Annotated in this window: 12 protein-coding genes; 9 read left to right on the plus strand and 3 right to left on the minus strand. The window is 55.1% G+C overall.

Translation table 11 applies throughout. The features are described 5' to 3' along the window. Positions 1–22: 22 nt before the first annotated feature. Both R5L00_RS10765 and R5L00_RS10770 read right to left on the minus strand, forming a co-directional pair. The gene (locus R5L00_RS10765; protein ID WP_317651648.1) at positions 23–2,719 is read right to left on the minus strand and encodes an MGH1-like glycoside hydrolase domain-containing protein; all 2,697 of its coding nucleotides are present in this window, start codon (positions 2,717–2,719) and stop codon (positions 23–25) included. A 168-nt stretch (positions 2,720–2,887) separates the two neighbouring features. Then, positions 2,888–3,712, minus strand: a complete 825-nt coding sequence (locus R5L00_RS10770) for an inositol monophosphatase family protein (protein WP_317651650.1) — start codon at positions 3,710–3,712, stop codon at positions 2,888–2,890. A gap of 38 nt (positions 3,713–3,750) precedes the next feature. Here R5L00_RS10770 and R5L00_RS10775 point away from each other — a divergent pair, with 38 nt between their 5' ends. From R5L00_RS10775 to galU, 8 genes are all read left to right on the plus strand, one after another. Continuing rightward, positions 3,751–4,551 carry an RNA methyltransferase gene (locus R5L00_RS10775; RefSeq protein ID WP_317651651.1) on the plus strand — a complete coding sequence of 267 codons (801 nt, stop codon included), beginning with the start codon at positions 3,751–3,753 and terminating at the stop codon, positions 4,549–4,551. 160 nt (positions 4,552–4,711) lie between these two features. Beyond that, a complete protein-coding gene (gene iscR, locus R5L00_RS10780) occupies positions 4,712–5,179 on the plus strand; it encodes a Fe-S cluster assembly transcriptional regulator IscR (RefSeq protein WP_107695022.1) in 468 nt (155 codons plus the stop codon). A 99-nt stretch (positions 5,180–5,278) separates the two neighbouring features. Next, positions 5,279–6,436 carry a cysteine desulfurase family protein gene (locus R5L00_RS10785; protein ID WP_317654166.1) on the plus strand — a complete coding sequence of 386 codons (1,158 nt, stop codon included), beginning with the start codon at positions 5,279–5,281 and terminating at the stop codon, positions 6,434–6,436. A gap of 195 nt (positions 6,437–6,631) precedes the next feature. Then, on the plus strand, positions 6,632–7,432 hold the full coding sequence (locus tag R5L00_RS10790) for a VacJ family lipoprotein (RefSeq protein WP_258192737.1): 801 nt from the start codon (positions 6,632–6,634) through the stop codon (positions 7,430–7,432). A 129-nt stretch (positions 7,433–7,561) separates the two neighbouring features. Beyond that, the gene (locus tag R5L00_RS10795) at positions 7,562–7,969 is read left to right on the plus strand and encodes a hypothetical protein (RefSeq protein ID WP_317651653.1); all 408 of its coding nucleotides are present in this window, start codon (positions 7,562–7,564) and stop codon (positions 7,967–7,969) included. Between the two features lie 381 nt (positions 7,970–8,350). Further along, a complete protein-coding gene (locus R5L00_RS10800) occupies positions 8,351–9,088 on the plus strand; it encodes a Crp/Fnr family transcriptional regulator (protein ID WP_317651654.1) in 738 nt (245 codons plus the stop codon). Positions 9,089–9,341: 253 nt separating this feature from the next. Beyond that, on the plus strand, positions 9,342–10,892 hold the full coding sequence (locus R5L00_RS10805; RefSeq protein WP_107695096.1) for a cytochrome B6: 1,551 nt from the start codon (positions 9,342–9,344) through the stop codon (positions 10,890–10,892). 89 nt (positions 10,893–10,981) lie between these two features. Then, positions 10,982–12,016: a UTP--glucose-1-phosphate uridylyltransferase GalU gene (galU, locus tag R5L00_RS10810; RefSeq protein ID WP_107695017.1), complete on the plus strand. Its 1,035-nt coding sequence runs from the start codon at positions 10,982–10,984 to the stop codon at positions 12,014–12,016. Positions 12,017–12,128: 112 nt separating this feature from the next. On the opposite strand, the gene asd is transcribed toward galU, so the two are convergent. Then, positions 12,129–13,037: an archaetidylserine decarboxylase gene (asd, locus tag R5L00_RS10815; protein WP_107695015.1), complete on the minus strand. Its 909-nt coding sequence runs from the start codon at positions 13,035–13,037 to the stop codon at positions 12,129–12,131. Positions 13,038–13,234: 197 nt separating this feature from the next. Here asd and R5L00_RS10820 point away from each other — a divergent pair, with 197 nt between their 5' ends. Continuing rightward, positions 13,235–17,335, plus strand: coding sequence for a CheR family methyltransferase (locus R5L00_RS10820; protein WP_317651657.1), 4,101 nt, complete (start codon positions 13,235–13,237; stop codon positions 17,333–17,335). The last annotated feature ends 9 nt before the right edge of the window (positions 17,336–17,344 follow it).

The raw sequence follows: 17,344 nt of genomic DNA on the forward strand, positions 1-17,344 counted from the left end.
CGTATCTGCCCTCGTTTAGGCATCAGGGCCCCGTATTGCCCTCCGGGTTTCGCCAGTACTCCGGAATCTCGGTCCGATACCGGCGCATTACCAAATTGGCTACCAGCCCGGTCCAGCCAGTCTGATGCGCTGAGCCTAGACCCTGGCCGGTTTCGCCATGAAAGTATTCATGGAACAGCAGGAGGTTGCCCCAGTGTGGATCGGTCTGATGAGGACTATCAATGGGGAAGTTCGGTATTACGTCGGTTTCGTCGCGGCGAAAAATATCTGCGAGCCGCTCGGCTAGCATGGTGGATGCGTATTTGAGATTAATTTCGTAGCCGTTCAAGCAGGGCGCGGGAAAGGTGAAAGCATCGCCCAGGTAACGATGCATTTTTTCGATTGCCTGAACCAGTAAATAGTTTGTTGGCATCCAGACTGGGCCGCGCCAGTTCGAATTTCCCCCAAATAGCGCGGAATCGGATTCACCTGGCACGTACTGGATGATGGCATTGCCAATGCCTGGGATATGCCCGAGGTCTTGCCCCGTGGCATGGCGCTTGGACACGCTGCGTACACCAAACTGCGAAAGGAATTCGTCTTCATCGAAAACACGTGCAAGGATTTTCACCAGCATGGCGGGAGTGACCAGTGACAACAAATGCTCTCCCCGTTCGTTGGTATCCACGGGGCAGGCGCATATGACGCTGCCATCGAACATGCCGCCCTTGTGTTTCCAAAGCAGTTCGTTAAAACGCGGGCGGCCGGCGAGCAGGCGCGCATCCACCACTTCGCATGCGAACAGGGGAATGATGCCAACCCAGGAAAAAACATTGATGCGCCGCGCGGAACCATCCGGCTGGACCACAATATCCTTGAAGAATCCATCGGCCTCGTCCCAGATGGGCACGCCCGCACCAGTATGGCCCGCAAGCGTATTGGCGATTGCCAGGAACTGGCTGTAGGATTGGACCGCGATACTCTCGTAGGCTGGGTCATCAACCGCGATTTCAAGCGCCATCAAGGTGAGCTGGAGCGAAAACATCGCCATCCAGCCGGTGGCATCGGCTTGCTTCAGCGTGTAGCCCGCCGGCAACGGCTGCGAACGGTTGTACACCGAGATATTGTCAAGCCCGAGAAATCCGCCCTCAAATACATTCATGCCGGTGACGTCGTTGCGGTTGATCCACCAGGTATGGGTAAGCAAGAGCTTGTGCAACACGCGCTTGAGAAAAGCCGTGTCGCCCTTGCCGCGCTGCACCCGCTCCGCCCGGAACACCTTGAGCGCACTCAGTGCATGCAGAGGCGGGTTCACGTCGCCGAACGCCCACTCGCAGGCAGGAATCTGTCCGTCCGGGTGCAGATAATTTTCCCGTAGCAGCAGCTCCACCTGATCCTTCGCAAAGTCGATGTCGATGAGCGCCATGACAGTGCAATGAAACGCAAGATCCCACGCAGCGAACCAGGGATACTCCCATGCGTCGGGCATCGAGATGACATCCTTGGCATTGAGGTGGCGCCAGTCGTGGTTGCGCCCATATTGTCTCGAAGATGGCGGCGTCGCCTCGTCTCCTTTCAGCCACGTGGATACATCATAATGATAGAACTGCTTGTTCCAGATCATTCCCGCCAGCGACTGGCGGAGAATGCGGTGATCCTGAGCCGTGGCTTCGGGCAGCAGTGACGTAAAAAAAGCATTTGCCTCACTGAGGCGCTGGGCCAAAATTTCTTCATGAAAAGCAAATGGCTCAGACTTGGGTAGAGCTGACAAGACCAATGTGATGGCAGCCGTTTGACCCGGCGCGACGGTGAGTTTGTGAACCGCGCCAAATTTGGTTCCCTGCTGCTGCGGATTGACTGCAGTCCGTTCTCCATTGACGAGATACCGATGAAACGCGTCCTTCACATAAGGCGCCGCGTTTGCCAGGCCCCACAACCGCTCGTTGTTGGTCTCATTTTCGGTATAAAGCCGGTCTGCCTGCTGCGCCCCGTAGAGATAATACCGGCCCAGCATCGGGTGTGCCGCGGCAACCGCCCAAGCCGCGCCATCTGGCGGCGGTATGGCATTCAGAAGCGGCTTCTCCCCACTTTTTTCCCGCCACGACCAGTCATTGCGAAACCATAACTGGGGCAACAGCCATAGGGAGCTTTCATCAGGTCCCCGATTCGTGGCCACGATTTGAATGCATAGTTCCTCGGTGGATGCCTTGGCGTAAAAAACCTCGATGTCCCAGTAACGCCCCTCAGCAAACGACCCGCTGTCAATCAAGCTGAACGGCGGATCGCGGCGGGAACGGCGCCCGTTTTCTTCCATTAACCGGTCGTAGGGGAAGGCGCATTGAGGATATTTGTAAAGATAATGCAGCCATGCATGCGAGGGGGTGGCGTCCAGGTAGAAATAGCATTCTTTCACGTCCTCCCCATGGTTCCCCTGCTTGCCAGTCAAACCGAAGGCGCGTTCTTTAAGGATAGCGTCATGGCCGTTCCACAACCCCAGGCCGAAACAGAGCCGTTGAGCCTCATCCGAAATACCGCCCAGGCCGTCTTCATTCCAGCGATAGGCGCGAGAGCGGGCCTGGTCGTGATCGAAATAGCCCCAGGCATTGCCATCGGGACTGTAGTCTTCCCGAACGGTGCCCCAGGCGCGCTCGGAGAGATAGGGTCCCCACAGGCGCCAGTTCTCAGCATGGTATCGCTGATTGTTCAGCCTTTGCCGTTCCGGATTTGGCTGAGTGGTCATTCCCTGATTTCTCCTTCTTTGGTCTTGCCAGTTCTGTCTCCGCACCAGTTGACCCGGAGGTGGCGGGCCCCGCCACGCTTCAGGCGCGTATACGCTGCTCGCGATTCATGAGTCGATCGTGAACCGCCAGGCAAACTGCCCGGCCAAGCTTTGGCCGAGCCTGAGCTACTAATTATGCTGCTCGCTGCTTGCCTTCAAGGTTTCAGTCAAATGTGGGGCAATGATTTGCAGCAACTGGCCGAAGATTCTCGGGTTGCCCGCCACGATGTTTCCGTTGCGCATGTAAGTATCATTGCCTTCCATATCGCCCACCAAGCCTCCAGCCTCGGTAATAAGCAGGCAACCGGCAGCCATATCCCATGGCGATAACCCGAATTCCCAGAAACCGTCGTAACGTCCAGCCGCTACGTAGGCCAGATCCAGTGCGGCAGAGCCGGGACGCCGGATGCCGGCGGCTTTAGGCATGATGTCCTTAAAGATGGACAGGTAGGCTTCGGCATGCGTGAAATCGCGAAACGGAAATCCGGTGCCGATCAGGCAGTCGCCGAGTTTGTCACGCTTACTTACGCGCAAACGGTGGTCGTTCAGATATGCCCCACGTCCGCGGCTGGCAGTAAATAGTTCGTTCGCGGAAGGGTTGTAAACCACTGCCTGGGTCAGGAGATTTTTGTGCATTAGCCCAATCGAGACCGAATAGTGAGGAAAGCCATGAAGAAAATTCGTCGTGCCGTCGAGTGGATCGATAATCCACTGGTACTCCGACTTGCTCGCATCGCCTTGAGCGCCGCTCTCTTCTGCTAAAATGGCATGATCCGGATAGGCATCGCGCAGGATGTCAATAATGGCTTCTTCAGCCGCTCCGTCCACCTCACTGACAAAATCGCTGTGGGCTTTGCGCGATACATGCAGCAAATCGAGATTCTGCGCAGCACGGTTGATAATACCGCCGGCGCGACGTGCGGCTTTTACCGCAATGGTGAGCATAGGATGCATTGGCTGGCTTCAAATTTTAAAGGAGTGCGAATTTTAATATGAATCCCTCCTATCCGCTTGATAAAGTCCGCATAGTGTTAAGCCATCCCAGCCATCCGGGCAATATCGGTGCCGTGGCCCGCGCGATGAAAACGATGGGCCTGGATTCTCTCTACCTCGTGAATCCCAAGACTTTCCCCGACAAGGAAGCGGAACGGCGAGCTGCCGGCGCGTGGGAGATACTGAACAGCGCGACTGTTTGCGTAAATCTTGACCAGGCTTTGAGTGGCACTGTCCTCGCAGCGGCGGTTACTGCTCGTCCCCGCGATCTTTCCCATGAGGTTTTCGATGCTCGCCGCGGGGCGCTGGAATTGATCGGTCACGCGCGGCAAAGCCGGGTGGCAGTCGTTTTCGGCACGGAAATGTCCGGACTTACCACATCCGAAGTCACCAAATGCCACCTTGTCGTGCATATTCCCGCCAATCCAGACTACTCCTCGCTAAACCTCGCCAGCGCAGTGCAGGTAATGACGTACGAGTTGCGGATGGCGCTGGCGCAGCCTGCCTCTTTTTCTCCATCGATTGGCCCGGCGGCGGCATTCGAAGAGATCGAACTGCTTTACCAGCACCTTGAGCGAGTCGCGATTAGCACCGGCTTGCTCGATCCTCGCGAGCCCAAGCGTTTGATGCAGCGGATACGTCGATTGTTCGCCCGCGCCCGGCTCGAAAAAGAAGAAGTGAACATTTTGCGCGGGGTTCTCGGTGCATGTGAAAACCGTATGCGAGCCCACGAGCCTGTCGCAAAGGGCAGTTCGATCAAGTCTAGTGCGCATAAAGGCGGGAAGCTACAAGAAAGTTAACCCTACGCCCGGATCCAGTTCAATTTCCTGAACAAAATAGTTGACCGTCGTAGAGGGGCTTTATATACTTGACTAGCCTTGTCGGGTATTAAGCCACTGATCCGGTATTTTCCAGCCATATTTCACGAGAGCACGGTATGAATACTTATTGGAGCGTAAAATGCGATTGACGACCAAGGGACGTTTTGCGGTAACTGCAATGATTGATCTTGCCTTGCACAGTGCCGATGGGCCAGTAACGTTGGCGGGTATAAGCGAAAGGCAGAAAATTTCGCTATCTTATCTGGAACAACTATTCGGCAAGTTGCGGCGCAACAAGCTGGTGGGCAGTGTCAGAGGGCCTGGTGGCGGCTATTGCCTGACAAAACCGATGAATGAAGTGTCGGTCGTAGACATCATCCTCGCCGTGGATGAGCCGATTGATGCGACTCAGTGCGGGGGGAAGGAAAATTGTCTAAATGACCAGCGGTGCATGACTCACGACCTATGGGCGAATCTCAATGCCAGAATAAGAGATTATCTTGCGCTGGTAACGCTCGAGCAGTTGGTTTCGAACCCCAAGGTGCAGGACATTGCTGTATTACAGGATATGAGAGCATGCAAGCCCGATGAAACGGCTTTGGCTTGATTGACAGGGTATGAAATACCAGAAATCAAGTTTCGCTTGCATAGTTATCCCAGAGTAGCAGACGCGATGACAGCGCGACGGCAGCAGGTGGACAGGGCGATGACTTACGCATATTTTGATCACAACGCGACAACCGGGGTGGATGACGCCGTGCTGGAGGCGATGATGCCGTATTTCCAGAATGATTTCGGCAATCCTTCAAGTCGCCATGCGCCCGGCAGGACGGCGCGTCTCGCGGTCGATCTTGCGCGTGAGCAGGTGGCGGATTCGGTCGGGGTGCAGCCGTCACAAGTCATCTTTACCAGTGGCGGCTCCGAGGCCAACAACTTGTTTATCCAAGGCGCCGCCGGGTACCTAAAGCCGACGTGCATCGTGGTAAGTTCAATCGAACACCCGTGCGTGATGCGAACGGCTCAGGATCTTGCGCGTGGCCGCGATAGAGGCTGGAATTTACGCCGCCTGGACGTTGATAAGCTGGGACTTGTGGATACGGAAGATGTTGACCGGGCTATACTCGAAGAACAGCCGGGTCTGGTATCCATCATGCTAGCGAACAACGAGACCGGCGTTATTCAGGATGTGGCCGCGATTGCAGAGAAATTCCGGGTGCGAGGGGCATGGGTACATACCGACGCGGTGCAGGCATTAGGAAAAATTCAAGTGGATTTTTCTTCGCTCAGGGTCCATGCGATGACGATTTCCGGGCATAAGATTTACGGACCCAAGGGCGCCGCGGCGCTGATCATAGATAAACGGCTCCTGCTCAAGCCGCTCATCCACGGGGGCGGGCACGAGCACGGCATGCGGTCGGGCACGGAAAATGTTCCGGCCATTGTCGGTTTCGGCGTTGCCTGCGGCCTGGCGAAAAAACGAATGGCTGAAATGGCCGCACGAATTTCGGAAATCCATGGGCGGTTGGAGCAGGGCTTGCTGGAGATGGGTGCTGTAATCTTCGGCCTGGGCGCCTCCCGTTTACCCAACACTTGTTATTTCGCCTTGCCCGGGATTGAAGGCGACACGCTGGTCGTTCGTCTTGACAAGGCCGGTTTCGCGGTAGCGAGCGGCGCCGCATGCTCAAGCGTGAATCCCGGCCGCAGCCACGTCCTGGAAGCTATGGGGGTGGAACCGGACCTCGCACGTTGTGCGGTTCGCGTAAGCTTGGGCAACAGCAACTCCCCGGCGCAGGTGGAGAGTTTCATTCATGCTGTAAGCAGTGTGGCACAGGAATTGAGGCGAATGAACTCGGTCACGGTTTGATACTGGGCCATAGCACGGGCCTGCCCCGGCACATCGCCAGCCGCCTGTTAGATAGCATCTGCAGGTGATTTTGCTGCCAAGACGCGATTATCTCTTTACTCTTTAAATAGTCTCCAAGTAATATCGAGGTATTTTCCGCACATCCTCTTACGAGCCGTAAGACGATGTGCTCCGCTGCACCATTTCCCTTGAGCCATGTTGAAAAACAACTATCTTACAACGGCCTTGCTTCTTTTCTGCGTAATGCTGTTTTCGGGTTGCGCCACCATGCGCGCCAACGACAAGAACGCCGAGTCGTTCGAGACGCTTGATCCCTACGAGAACGTCAACCGTAAGTCCTATATATTCACCGATGTCGTTGACCGGAAAATCCTTGAGCCAATAGCGGATTACTACATCGAGTATGTGCCTGATCGCATGCGACGCTCGATTGGTCATTTTTACGACAACCTTCTCTACCCCAACGTGGTTCTGAACGTGTTTTTGCAGGGCAAGATGCGGCAGGGGATGGAGGATACCCTGCGATTTTTGGTCAATTCTTCCGTCGGTGTGGCTGGGCTCTTCGATGTGGCTTCGCGCATGGGTCTGCCCTCCCACGACGAGGATTTTGGACAAACACTTGGGGTATGGGGTATGGACGCCAAAACCTATATATTTATCCCTTTGCTCGGGCCCAGCAGTGACCGGGACGTGTCTGGTATTCCCGTCGCTGTAGTTGCTAATCCCCTGTTTTGGGCCGGCTGGTTTGCAGCAGGTGTAGGTGCGCCGGTTACCATACCGCTTTCCGTGCTCGGCGTCATTGACAAGCGCGCGAGGCTATCCGGTCCCATGCGCATCCGTGACGAAGCCGCCTTGGAGCCCTATCTGTTCGTGCGCGATGCTTACCTGCAACAGCGCAAGCATTTGATCTATGATGGAAACCCGCCGCCCGACGTTTACGACGATCCCGCGGAGGAAGCTGCTCCCGGCGGGTTCTCGGATGTCAAGACTCAATGAGGGGCCAAAAGCTCGGTAAAAGTACGTACATCGTTAATAATCAGTTCGCAGCTTAGATAGTTCCGTTTGCGCCGGCGGGGGTGATCGTGTTGCTTTTGTAATAAATGTTACGAATTGACGAGTACGAACATGACCGAACCCGACTCACGAGTTGTGTCTACCCTCCCCGCGCCCAGTCTCGTTCGTCTAACGCATTTCATTTATCTCTTGCATGCATTCAGCATCTTAATGGGCATACTGGGGCCGGCGCTCATCATTACCGCGTTTCTCACCGGCTGGCCATCCATCATCGCTGTGATCATCAACTACGTAAAGCGCGATGAGGTGCGCGGGACCTACCTCGATTCGCATTTTGGCTGGCAGATAAGAACATTCTGGTACACCTTGCTTTGGCTGGTGATCGCCGCCATGCTTTTCGCCACTGTGATCGGCATTCCGCTTGGGTATATTCTGTTGGTGGGCGCGGGAATCTGGGTGACATACCGCATCCTGCGCGGATGGATGGCACTCAATGACGGAAAACCCATGCCGGTCTGAACTCATCTCATCCGACTGCCCCAGCTGTTCGCGACAGTTACGCCACAGGGCGATGCCTTCTTCGCCCCCACCATTCCGCGTCTTTTCTATTTTGCCTGCTCTGCGTCATAGCTTGGTGCACCCTTATGTGAAGCCCCGAACAGACCGCAAAACTAATTCTCATTAAAATTCTTCTTATCTTCATTTTCGCGGGAATGAAGGCTAACGAAGGCTCTGGAGAACCGGAGGGAAGTATCATTATTTAAGCACTTTCGCCGTTGGTGACTGCATATGTGCTACGGCTGATATTTAGGTCCAACAATGTCACCGCCTCACAGTCCGCCTCGAAGTCCACCTCAGAGTCCACCTCAGAGTCCACCTCAGAGTCCAAAGCAGAATAGAGTGCTGGCCGCATTGCCTCTTCTGAGCTACACGCGCTTGCTGCCTCTTCTCGATTATGTGTCGATGCCCGCGGGTCACGTGGTCTATGATCCGGCTCGCCCAATCCGGTATTTATATTTCCCCACGTCGTGCATTGTTGCGCAGTTGTATGAAATGGAAAACGGCGCCTCCACCCAGACCGGAATCATTGGCACTGAAGGGTTGACGGGCATTTTTGCGCTCTTTGGCGATGAAACGAGCCCTGGGCGCGTAGTGGTGCAGAGTACGGGCAACGCTTTTCGCATCAAAACAGCTTTGATAAAGAGCGAGTTCGACGGGTGCGCTGAGTTGCGCAGTCTTGTCTTGCGTTTCACGCTCGCGTTAATGGTTCAGACGGAGCAACTGGCAGTCTCTAATAGATACTATACCGTAGACGAGCAGTTGAGCCATTTCCTGCTGATGAGTCTGGATCGCTTGTCAGGCAATGAACTGCATATAACGCATGAACAAGTCGCGATTATGTTGGGAGTGCGGAGGGAAAGCGTAACGGTGGCTGCGCAAAAGCTTCAGCTGGCCGGCGCCATCAATTGCAGACGCGGCCATCTCGCGGTATTGGACAGACGGCAGATCGAGGCCAGCGCGGGCGAGAATTACCAAGTGGTAAAGAGGGAGTACGAGCATCTGCTCGAATTTTACGCCTCGTCCGGAGGTCAGTTATCTCAAGCGGACGGAAGCGCATTAAAGAGATGTGTGCAATAAGCCACCCACCCGCTGCCTTCGTCTCTTTCGCATTACGTCGAGTTTAAGCCCCGCCACCTATAACCAGTACGAGTAGTTCGAAACGCGGGTTTGGGAAACTAAAGTGTGCGCTTGCGAACAGACTGGTTTTGCTCGTACGTGCGATTATTCGGAACATCGGCCCCGCCTCGCTACATTCCGACCGAGCGCAAGCTCAAGGTCTGGCGTAATTAGCATGGGAGCAGCGGTGTTCAAGACCAGATATGGAGAAACCATGAAAAAAATAAATGTCCTGATACTAAGTATGGGGCTGGCTGGCCTTGGCACGGGAATGAACAGTGCCTTAAGTCAAACCGGCCAGAACGAGAACGCTCCGGGAGCGAGTACGTCATCCAGCGACGCGGTTCTCAACGCGCAAACGGTTCGTGAGGTACCCGCGACGCGGCCGGAGCAGAAAAAAAATGAGCACGACCGTTCGAACGCATTTGACGCTCAGAATGCCCTGCCTTCCTCCCCTGCGTTCAATAACCAACCCGATAAGGGAAAGGTATCGGGGTTCGATTTCGTTCGCGACCCATTAAATGCAAAGAAGCCGATGCAGACTTTCGAAGAAACGATGAAGGCCGACATCGCCGACCGCCCCAAGGTCATGAAAACTCAGCAGGAGCTGCTCCTCCGGCGCTATGACCTGACTCCCCGGCTGGATAAAGAGGCCAAGATGACGCGCGGCAAGCCGTTGCCGGTGGGGCCCACTGCGCGGCTATCGGCCGGACTGAGCTGGGAAAGACTGGCCGCCATGTCGCCTGCGGAAATACGCAGCAAGAACGTATTCCCTTATCCGTCTCTACCGCACCCGAAGCAGGCCACCGGCGGCCAGGTCTTTCCCCAGATGCAAACCAAAATGTTCCCACGGCTGGAGCGATTTGATGTTGAATTCGACCTGCCGGACGCATTCCTGCCGGAATTTCCTCCTGCTATCTTTCTTCAGAACCGTCCTGAACTCGGCGACGTTTCACGGGGCGAGGTTGTATCCATAAACAATTTCTACCGTCTCTTCAAGGATATTGTCACCCCGGTCCAGCTCAACGGACTCCAGATGCTGCTTACGCCCCTGCCGCAGGAGGAATTCAATCCTACCGACGACCGCAAAAGCGCGCAAGCCAGCCTGGGTGTAACATGTTTTGATTGCCATGTGAACGGTCATACCACGGGGCAGTTTCACCTCAGCCCCGATATCCGGCCGCAGGAACGGCGTTTTCGCCTGGACACAACCAGCTTGCGCGGGCTGTTCAACCAGCAAATCCATGGTTCTAAGCGAAGCTTGCGTTCGGTGGAAGATTTCACCGAATTTGAGTTCCGCACTGCGTATTTCAACGGCGATCCAATCCACGCCATGAAAAAAGGCTTTCCGGTGATTGATCGCATTCACGTCAGTCATATGGCGCAGTTCCAGAATATGCTGGATTTTCCGCCTGCGCCAAAATTGGACAGCCGAGGACGGCTCGACCCCACCAAAGCCACGGAAAAGGAACTGCGAGGCGAGAGGGTTTTCTTCGGTAAAGGGCAGTGTTCAAGTTGTCACCAGCCCCCGGCGTTTCTTGATCATCAAATGCACGACCTGAAACTCGAACGTTTCGTGAACGAGCCAGGAGATGGACCGATGAAAACATTTACATTGCGCGGCATAAAGGACAGCCCGCCGTATCTTCATGACGGCCGCCTGCTCACCCTCGAAGATACCGTTGAATTTTTTAACCTGGTGCTACAGCTCAAGCTGACGGATGAGGAGAAAGCGGAACTGGTTGCCTATATGCGACAACTCTAGTGAGTAACCAGTTCTTGCAGAGCATCAGCGCCGCAAATCGACGCATTACAAGGCTATCAGTCGTACGACCAAATCAGGAGAGATCACCCATGAGCAATTCCGCCACACCTCTAGCTGCAGACCGAAAAGAAGTCGTTTCAATCAATACTACGTCATCCATCCGCAAATCACCCAAAGTGGTGCGCAAGGCGGTCTTTCCTGTGGCCGGTCTGGGCACCCGCTTCCTCCCCGCGACAAAAGCGGTGGCCAAGGAGATGCTGCCCATCGTAGACCGGCCCTTGGTTCAATACGCTGTCGATGAAGCGGCGGCAGCCGGTATTGAAGAGATCATCTTTGTGACTCATCGCAGCAAGCGGAGCATTGAAGATCACCTTCACCGGTCAATGGAGCTCGAAACCGAGTTGGCCTCACAGGGGAAGCATGCCTCGTTGAAAATGTTGAGGCAGCTGATGCCCAAGGGCGTCCGTTTTAGTTTTGTCCGCCAGGAAGAGCCAAGAGGGCTGGGACATGCTATTCAGTGTGCGCGTCATTTGGTGGGCAACGAACCCTTCGCGGTGCTGCTTCCGGACGATTTGATGGATGGGCAGCCTCCAGTGCTGGCCCAGATGATCTCCCAGTATGAGCAAGTTCGCAGTAGCCTTGTGGCGGTGCGGACCGTGTCGCGGGAAGAGACTCGCCGTTACGGGATAGTCGACGCCTATGGTGAGGATGGTAGTAGCCGCAGTATGAAGATCCGCGGCGTAGTGGAGAAACCCTCACCTGAAGCAGCCCCCTCTAACATGGCGATCGTCGGGCGGTATATCCTTTCCCCCACAATCTTCGATTGCATTGAGAGCCTGGATCCAGGTATAGGAGGAGAAATACAGCTTACCGACGGAATCGCGCGTCTTCTAAAATTGGAACAGGTGATGGCTTACCGTTATCAAGGCAAGCATTATGATTGCGGAAGCAAGGTGGGGTTTTTAGAGGCGACAGTAGCGTTCGGCCTGAAGCATCCGGAAGTAGGCAGCGAGTTTCGTGACATATTGCTTCGAATGGGTCGTCAGCTTTTGCAAGAAGAGCCGAGCAATTCTGATTTCGTCGACGAGGTCGAGGCGCATCCAGCCATATTGAAAACCGCGTGAAAATGAATCTCCAAGTCTAGTCGGGGCGCGGTCGGAGCACAGACCGCCCCGAGGACGATCTGAGATAACTCAATAGCGTGGCTTAGCTTAAAAGCCCTCACGCTCCCGCGGTTCAGCCGCCTGCGTTAGTGTTACTTGTAGTTTGGGGACTTTCAACCCCGATTCTGGAGGCCATCATCTCTCCGAAACGGACTGGTCGGCCGGGTTTCCAAAGCCGATTGAAAACCAGCTTGTTTTTGGGAAACAACATTATCACGGTTGAGCCGAGCTGGAACCGACCCATTTCTTCACCTTTCTCAAGCACCACATTCTGAGAATCAGAGCCGTATTGCCACTGCCGTACCTCGCCTGAACGGGGAGGGTTTACGACGCCATGCCACACAGTTGATATACTGCCTACGATCGTTGCGCCCACAAGGACGATTACAAATGGCCCCTCATCTGATTCAAATACGCAGATCACGCGTTCGTTGCGCGCAAAGAGACCCGGGACGCCGCGAACTGTGATCGGATTTACCGAGAACAACGAACCCGGAACATGCACCATGCGGATCAGTCTGCCCTTGCACGGCATGTGCACTCGATGGTAGTCCTTCGGGCTCAAATATACGGTTGCGAAATTCCCCCCGTAAAAATTTGCCGCGAGTTCCTTATCGCCGCCCACTAGCGCGGTGGTGGAATAATTGTGGCCTTTCGCCTGGAAAATTTGATCGCCCGAGATGACACCAAGCTGGCTTACTATCCCGTCCGCCGGGCATATATAGTCGGCCTCAGCGATAGGGCGCTTTTCTGCCCGTAATGCGCGCGTGAAAAAATCATTAAATGTCCGATAGCTGTGTATATCGGGATTGACCGCTTCCTCCATATCCACATCGTAATGCTCGACGAACCTTCGGATAATGAAAGTCGTAATTCGACCGGCATCAGCGTTCGCAATTTGCCCGGCCAATGCGGTCATGGCCCGCTTTGGCATCAGGTATTGCGGAAAAACGGAGAAGGAAGGGCTGGACAATTTAGGCATCCGTTAAATACGGGGCATTATAATGGTTTGGCTTGCGGTCGTCTTGACCCCTGATGGATGAAACATTCACTAGAAAGGTTGAATGACCCTATTTCGAAGTGGTAATCTGGTCCCATACCCCGTTACCCCCTTGTGCGGCCAACCCTCACGCACCGCTAGGCGCTTTCCTAACCCTCTTGTGCTGTTAACCTGGATTTATGACACGATCCGATGAAGAAAAATCCCCGCGGGATGATGGTTCGCCGCGCTCCGATTCCTGGTTCACGGAAAGCGAACTACCAGACGCGGGTTTATTGGAAGGCCCCGCCAAAGCAATTGAACAGCCACTGTTTCCCATTATTGGGGTGGGTGCTTCTGCGGGAGGGGTGGAAGCGTTACAGATTCTGTGCCGTTCTCTTCCCTCGACTATCGAGGCGGCTTACGTTGTCGTGGTGCATCTCGCTCCGGATCACGAGAGCCAACTGGCGAGTATTTTGGCAAAAAGCACCACGATGAGCGTTGTACAGGTGGTAAGCGACATGACCGTCGAGGCGGGCATGGTATACGTTATTCCGCCCAATCATTACCTGATATTGCAACGCAATACCTTACATCTCGAGCTAATGCCCCAGCCTCGCCCACACCCGCGGGCAGTCGACCGCCTTTTCATATCGCTTGCCGAAGAACAGCAGGACAGGGCCATCTGCATAGTACTAACGGGGGCTGACCATGATGGCACCGTCGGCCTAAAAGCCATTAAAGCGGCCGGTGGTATGGTCATCGCCCAACTCCCTGGAACCGCGCAACACCCGTCGATGCCGACGAGCGCTATTGATACCGGGCTCGTCGATTATGTATTACCAATCGAAAAGATGGGGGAAGCACTCGAGGGTTATATCAGTCGATCCCGGCTGTGGCAAACTCCGCCGTTTCACGAACCGCCAGCGGAAGAAGTCCAGGTTCTGAAAGAAATTATTTCTCTTTTATCGTCCCGAGGCGGAGGTGACTTCCGCGGATACAAGGAGGGCATGCTAATGCGGCGCACTAAGCGGCGTATGGCATTGTTGGGGCTGCCCTCGCTGGACGCCTATACAGCCTTCCTTAAAGAAAATCCCCCCGAAGTCCTCGCGCTGGGAGAGGATTTTTTGATCAAGGTCACAGAATTCTTTCGTGAACCCGCGGCATGGAACGCGCTGGAGCAAGAGGTCATACCAAAGATAGTGGAAACTTTAAGCCCCGGCCAGCCCCTGCGGATCTGGGTAGCGGGCTGTGCCAGCGGTGAAGAAGCGTATAGCATGGGCATCGCCTTGCTCGAATTCATAAGCAAGGGGGGGCTGGACATCAAAGTGAATATCATTGGCTCCGACCTCGACTACCCTGCACTTGAGACGGCGCGGGGCGGCAGCTATCCGGAAAGCATTACTACGGTTTTAAAGCCGAACCTCCTGGCGCGGTATTTCGTAAGAACCGAGACAGGACGGTTCGCAGTGCGAAAAGAACTGCGGGAACGCGTCATGTTTTCCCAGCACAACATTATTGCCGACCCGCCATTTTCCCATATGCACTTGATCAGTTGCCGAAATCTCCTGATTTACCTCAAGCCCGAAGTTCAGGACAAACTGCTGCGCATGTTTCATTTCGCGCTAAATCCGGAGGGATATCTTTTTCTCGGAAAATCCGAAACAGTTGGAGAGTGCCACGAGCTTTTTACACCGATGGACCGGCAGCATCGGATCTACCGCGCCTTGCCAATGAAGCGCAAGGTGCCTGTCAAGCTGCCGCTGATTGCTGAGACCTCCCCCACACGGCCCAGCATTGCAGAGGGGCAGGCGCCTCGGGTGGCTCATGCTGAACTGGTGCGCGAACTCCTGCTTAAGCAGCGGTCGGCGACAGCAGTTCTGATCGATCGGGACGGGCAGGTGTTGTACTTTTATGGTCCGACGCGTGAATTCATATGGCACCCGGAAGGGACAGCAACGCGGGATTTACTCTCGATGGTATCCGACGAGATGCGCATGGCTCTGCGGGCGATCATTCACTCCGTGCGCAAAGAAGACAAACCCGGCGAGATCGTGCTACCGCCGAATCCGGGGCCGCAAGGAATCGAGCGTCAGTTGCGTATCAGAGCCATCAAGGCGGGGGAAGAGAGCGGGGGTCTGGTACTCATTACGTTCGAGCATGAGAATGTGGGCATGGCGTCGAACCAGGCGGTCAGCGATACGGAGTCGTGGGCAAGGCGTCAGCTTGAGGACGACCTGCGCATGACGAGGCTGGACCTGGAAGCGTCCATACAGGCACTCGAGGCGAATAATGTCGAGCTTCGGATCGCCCATGAAGAGGCGTTATCAATGAACGAGGAGCTTCAGTCCGCCAACGAGGAACTGGAGACATCGAAAGAAGAACTGCAATCGGTCAATGAAGAGCTGAGCAGCGTCAATTCTGATCTGGAGCGAACCGTCGGACAACTCCAGATAGCCAACGACGATCTGGCCAATCTGCTGGCAAGTAGCGAATTTCCCATTCTTTTTCTCGATAGCGAACTTAAAATCAAACGGTTCACGCCTGCCTCCCGCAAGTTGTTCAATCTCATCCCATCAGATATAGGGCGTCCGATTGGTGATCTTGCTTCAGCGCTGGAACCCGGCGATATGGTTACCCTGGCGCGGAAGGTTCAGTCGTCCCGGGTAGCAACCGAAACCGAAGTTCATACCCGCGACGGGCATTTTTACCTGCGCCGGATCTTGCCCTACTTCCTCGAGCACGATCATGTGAGCGGAGTAGTGATTACTTTTGCCCCGGTCGATATGCTCAAACAGGCGGAGCAAGAGCTCCGGGAAAGCGAGAAACGCTTCCGTACCCTTGCTGATACTGCACCCGTGTTTATCTGGATCAGCGGTCTCAAGGCATCGCTGGAATTCGTGAGCCGGCGTTTCATCGATGAGACCGGGCAAAGTGAAGAAAATTTGCTCGGCGTAAAATGGCACAGGCTCCTTTACAAGGCCGATCTGCCGGGTTACCTGAGGGCCTGCGCCGCGGCGGAAGCCGCTCGCAAGGGATATGACCATGAGTTGAGATTGCAAAAGGCCGACGGTAGCTATAGCTGGATGCGCTTTGTCGGTGTGCCGCGCTTCGAGGACGAACAACTTACGGGCTTCGTCGGCTCGAGTGTCGATATTCAATACCACAAAGACGCGGAAGAAAAGCTGCGTAACGCTGACAGACGCAAGGATGAATTCCTTGCCACCCTCGGGCATGAGCTGAGAAACCCGTTGTCTCCCATACGCAACGCGGCACAGGCCTTGCAGCTGGTTAACTCCAATGATCCCCGCATTGCTTCGGCTGGGGCGACGATCACCCGCCAGGTGGATCATATTACCCATCTGGTGGACGATTTGCTCGATGTTGCCCGGCTCACCCGGGGGACGCTCAGTTTACGGATAGCAACCGTGGATATGGGAGAGGTCATCCGTCATGCCGTGGATTCGACGAGAGCGTTAATGGATGAACGGCGGCATGAGTTGATTACGTCACTCGGGGATGCGCCGCTTCTTATTCAGGGCGACGCTGTCCGCCTTACCCAGATCATCGAAAATCTTCTCACCAACGCGGCCAAATTCACAGACGTAGGGGGCAAAATTTTGCTGGACGCCCGCCGCGAGGGTCAGGAGTTGGTGTTACAGGTGAAGGACAACGGAATCGGCATACCCGCCCGCATGCTGCCAAGAATCTTCGAGCTGTTTACGCAGGAGGAGCGCGCAGTGCGAAAGTCGAGCAGCGGCCTTGGCATCGGCCTGTCGCTGGTATCTCAGCTCGTGTCGCTGCACGGAGGTTCGATTGATGCTTTCAGCGCCGGTGCGGGCCAGGGCAGTACGTTCACACTTCGGCTTCCCGCCCTTGATATAGGGGCCGAACGACCCAAAGTCCAGCGATCCGCGCCTGCGTCCGGGGAGGGGCGTATTCTGATCGTTGATGATAATGTGGACAGCGCTGATACTATGGGCATAATAATGGCCTCGTTTGGATACGAAGTGCGGACAGCCTATGATTCCGCGTCAGCCATTGCCGAGGCCGTAGCATTTGTTCCGCAGGTCGCTTTGCTCGATTTGAGCACGCCTGAACCGGATGGCATGTCGCTGGCGGAGCATTTTCAGCAGATGCCAGAGACAAAAAAAACGCTGCTGATCGCTTACAGCGGCTACGGGCGGCAGGAGGATATTGAGAAAACAACGAAGGCAGGCTTCGCTCATCATCTGGTCAAACCGGTCGACGCCGAAACCATTCACAAGCTAATACAATCGATGATACCAGGTGAGGGATAAAATTCTGAC

This window comes from Nitrosospira sp. Is2, from assembly GCF_033095785.1.
Taxonomy (GTDB): Bacteria; Pseudomonadota; Gammaproteobacteria; order Burkholderiales; family Nitrosomonadaceae; genus Nitrosospira.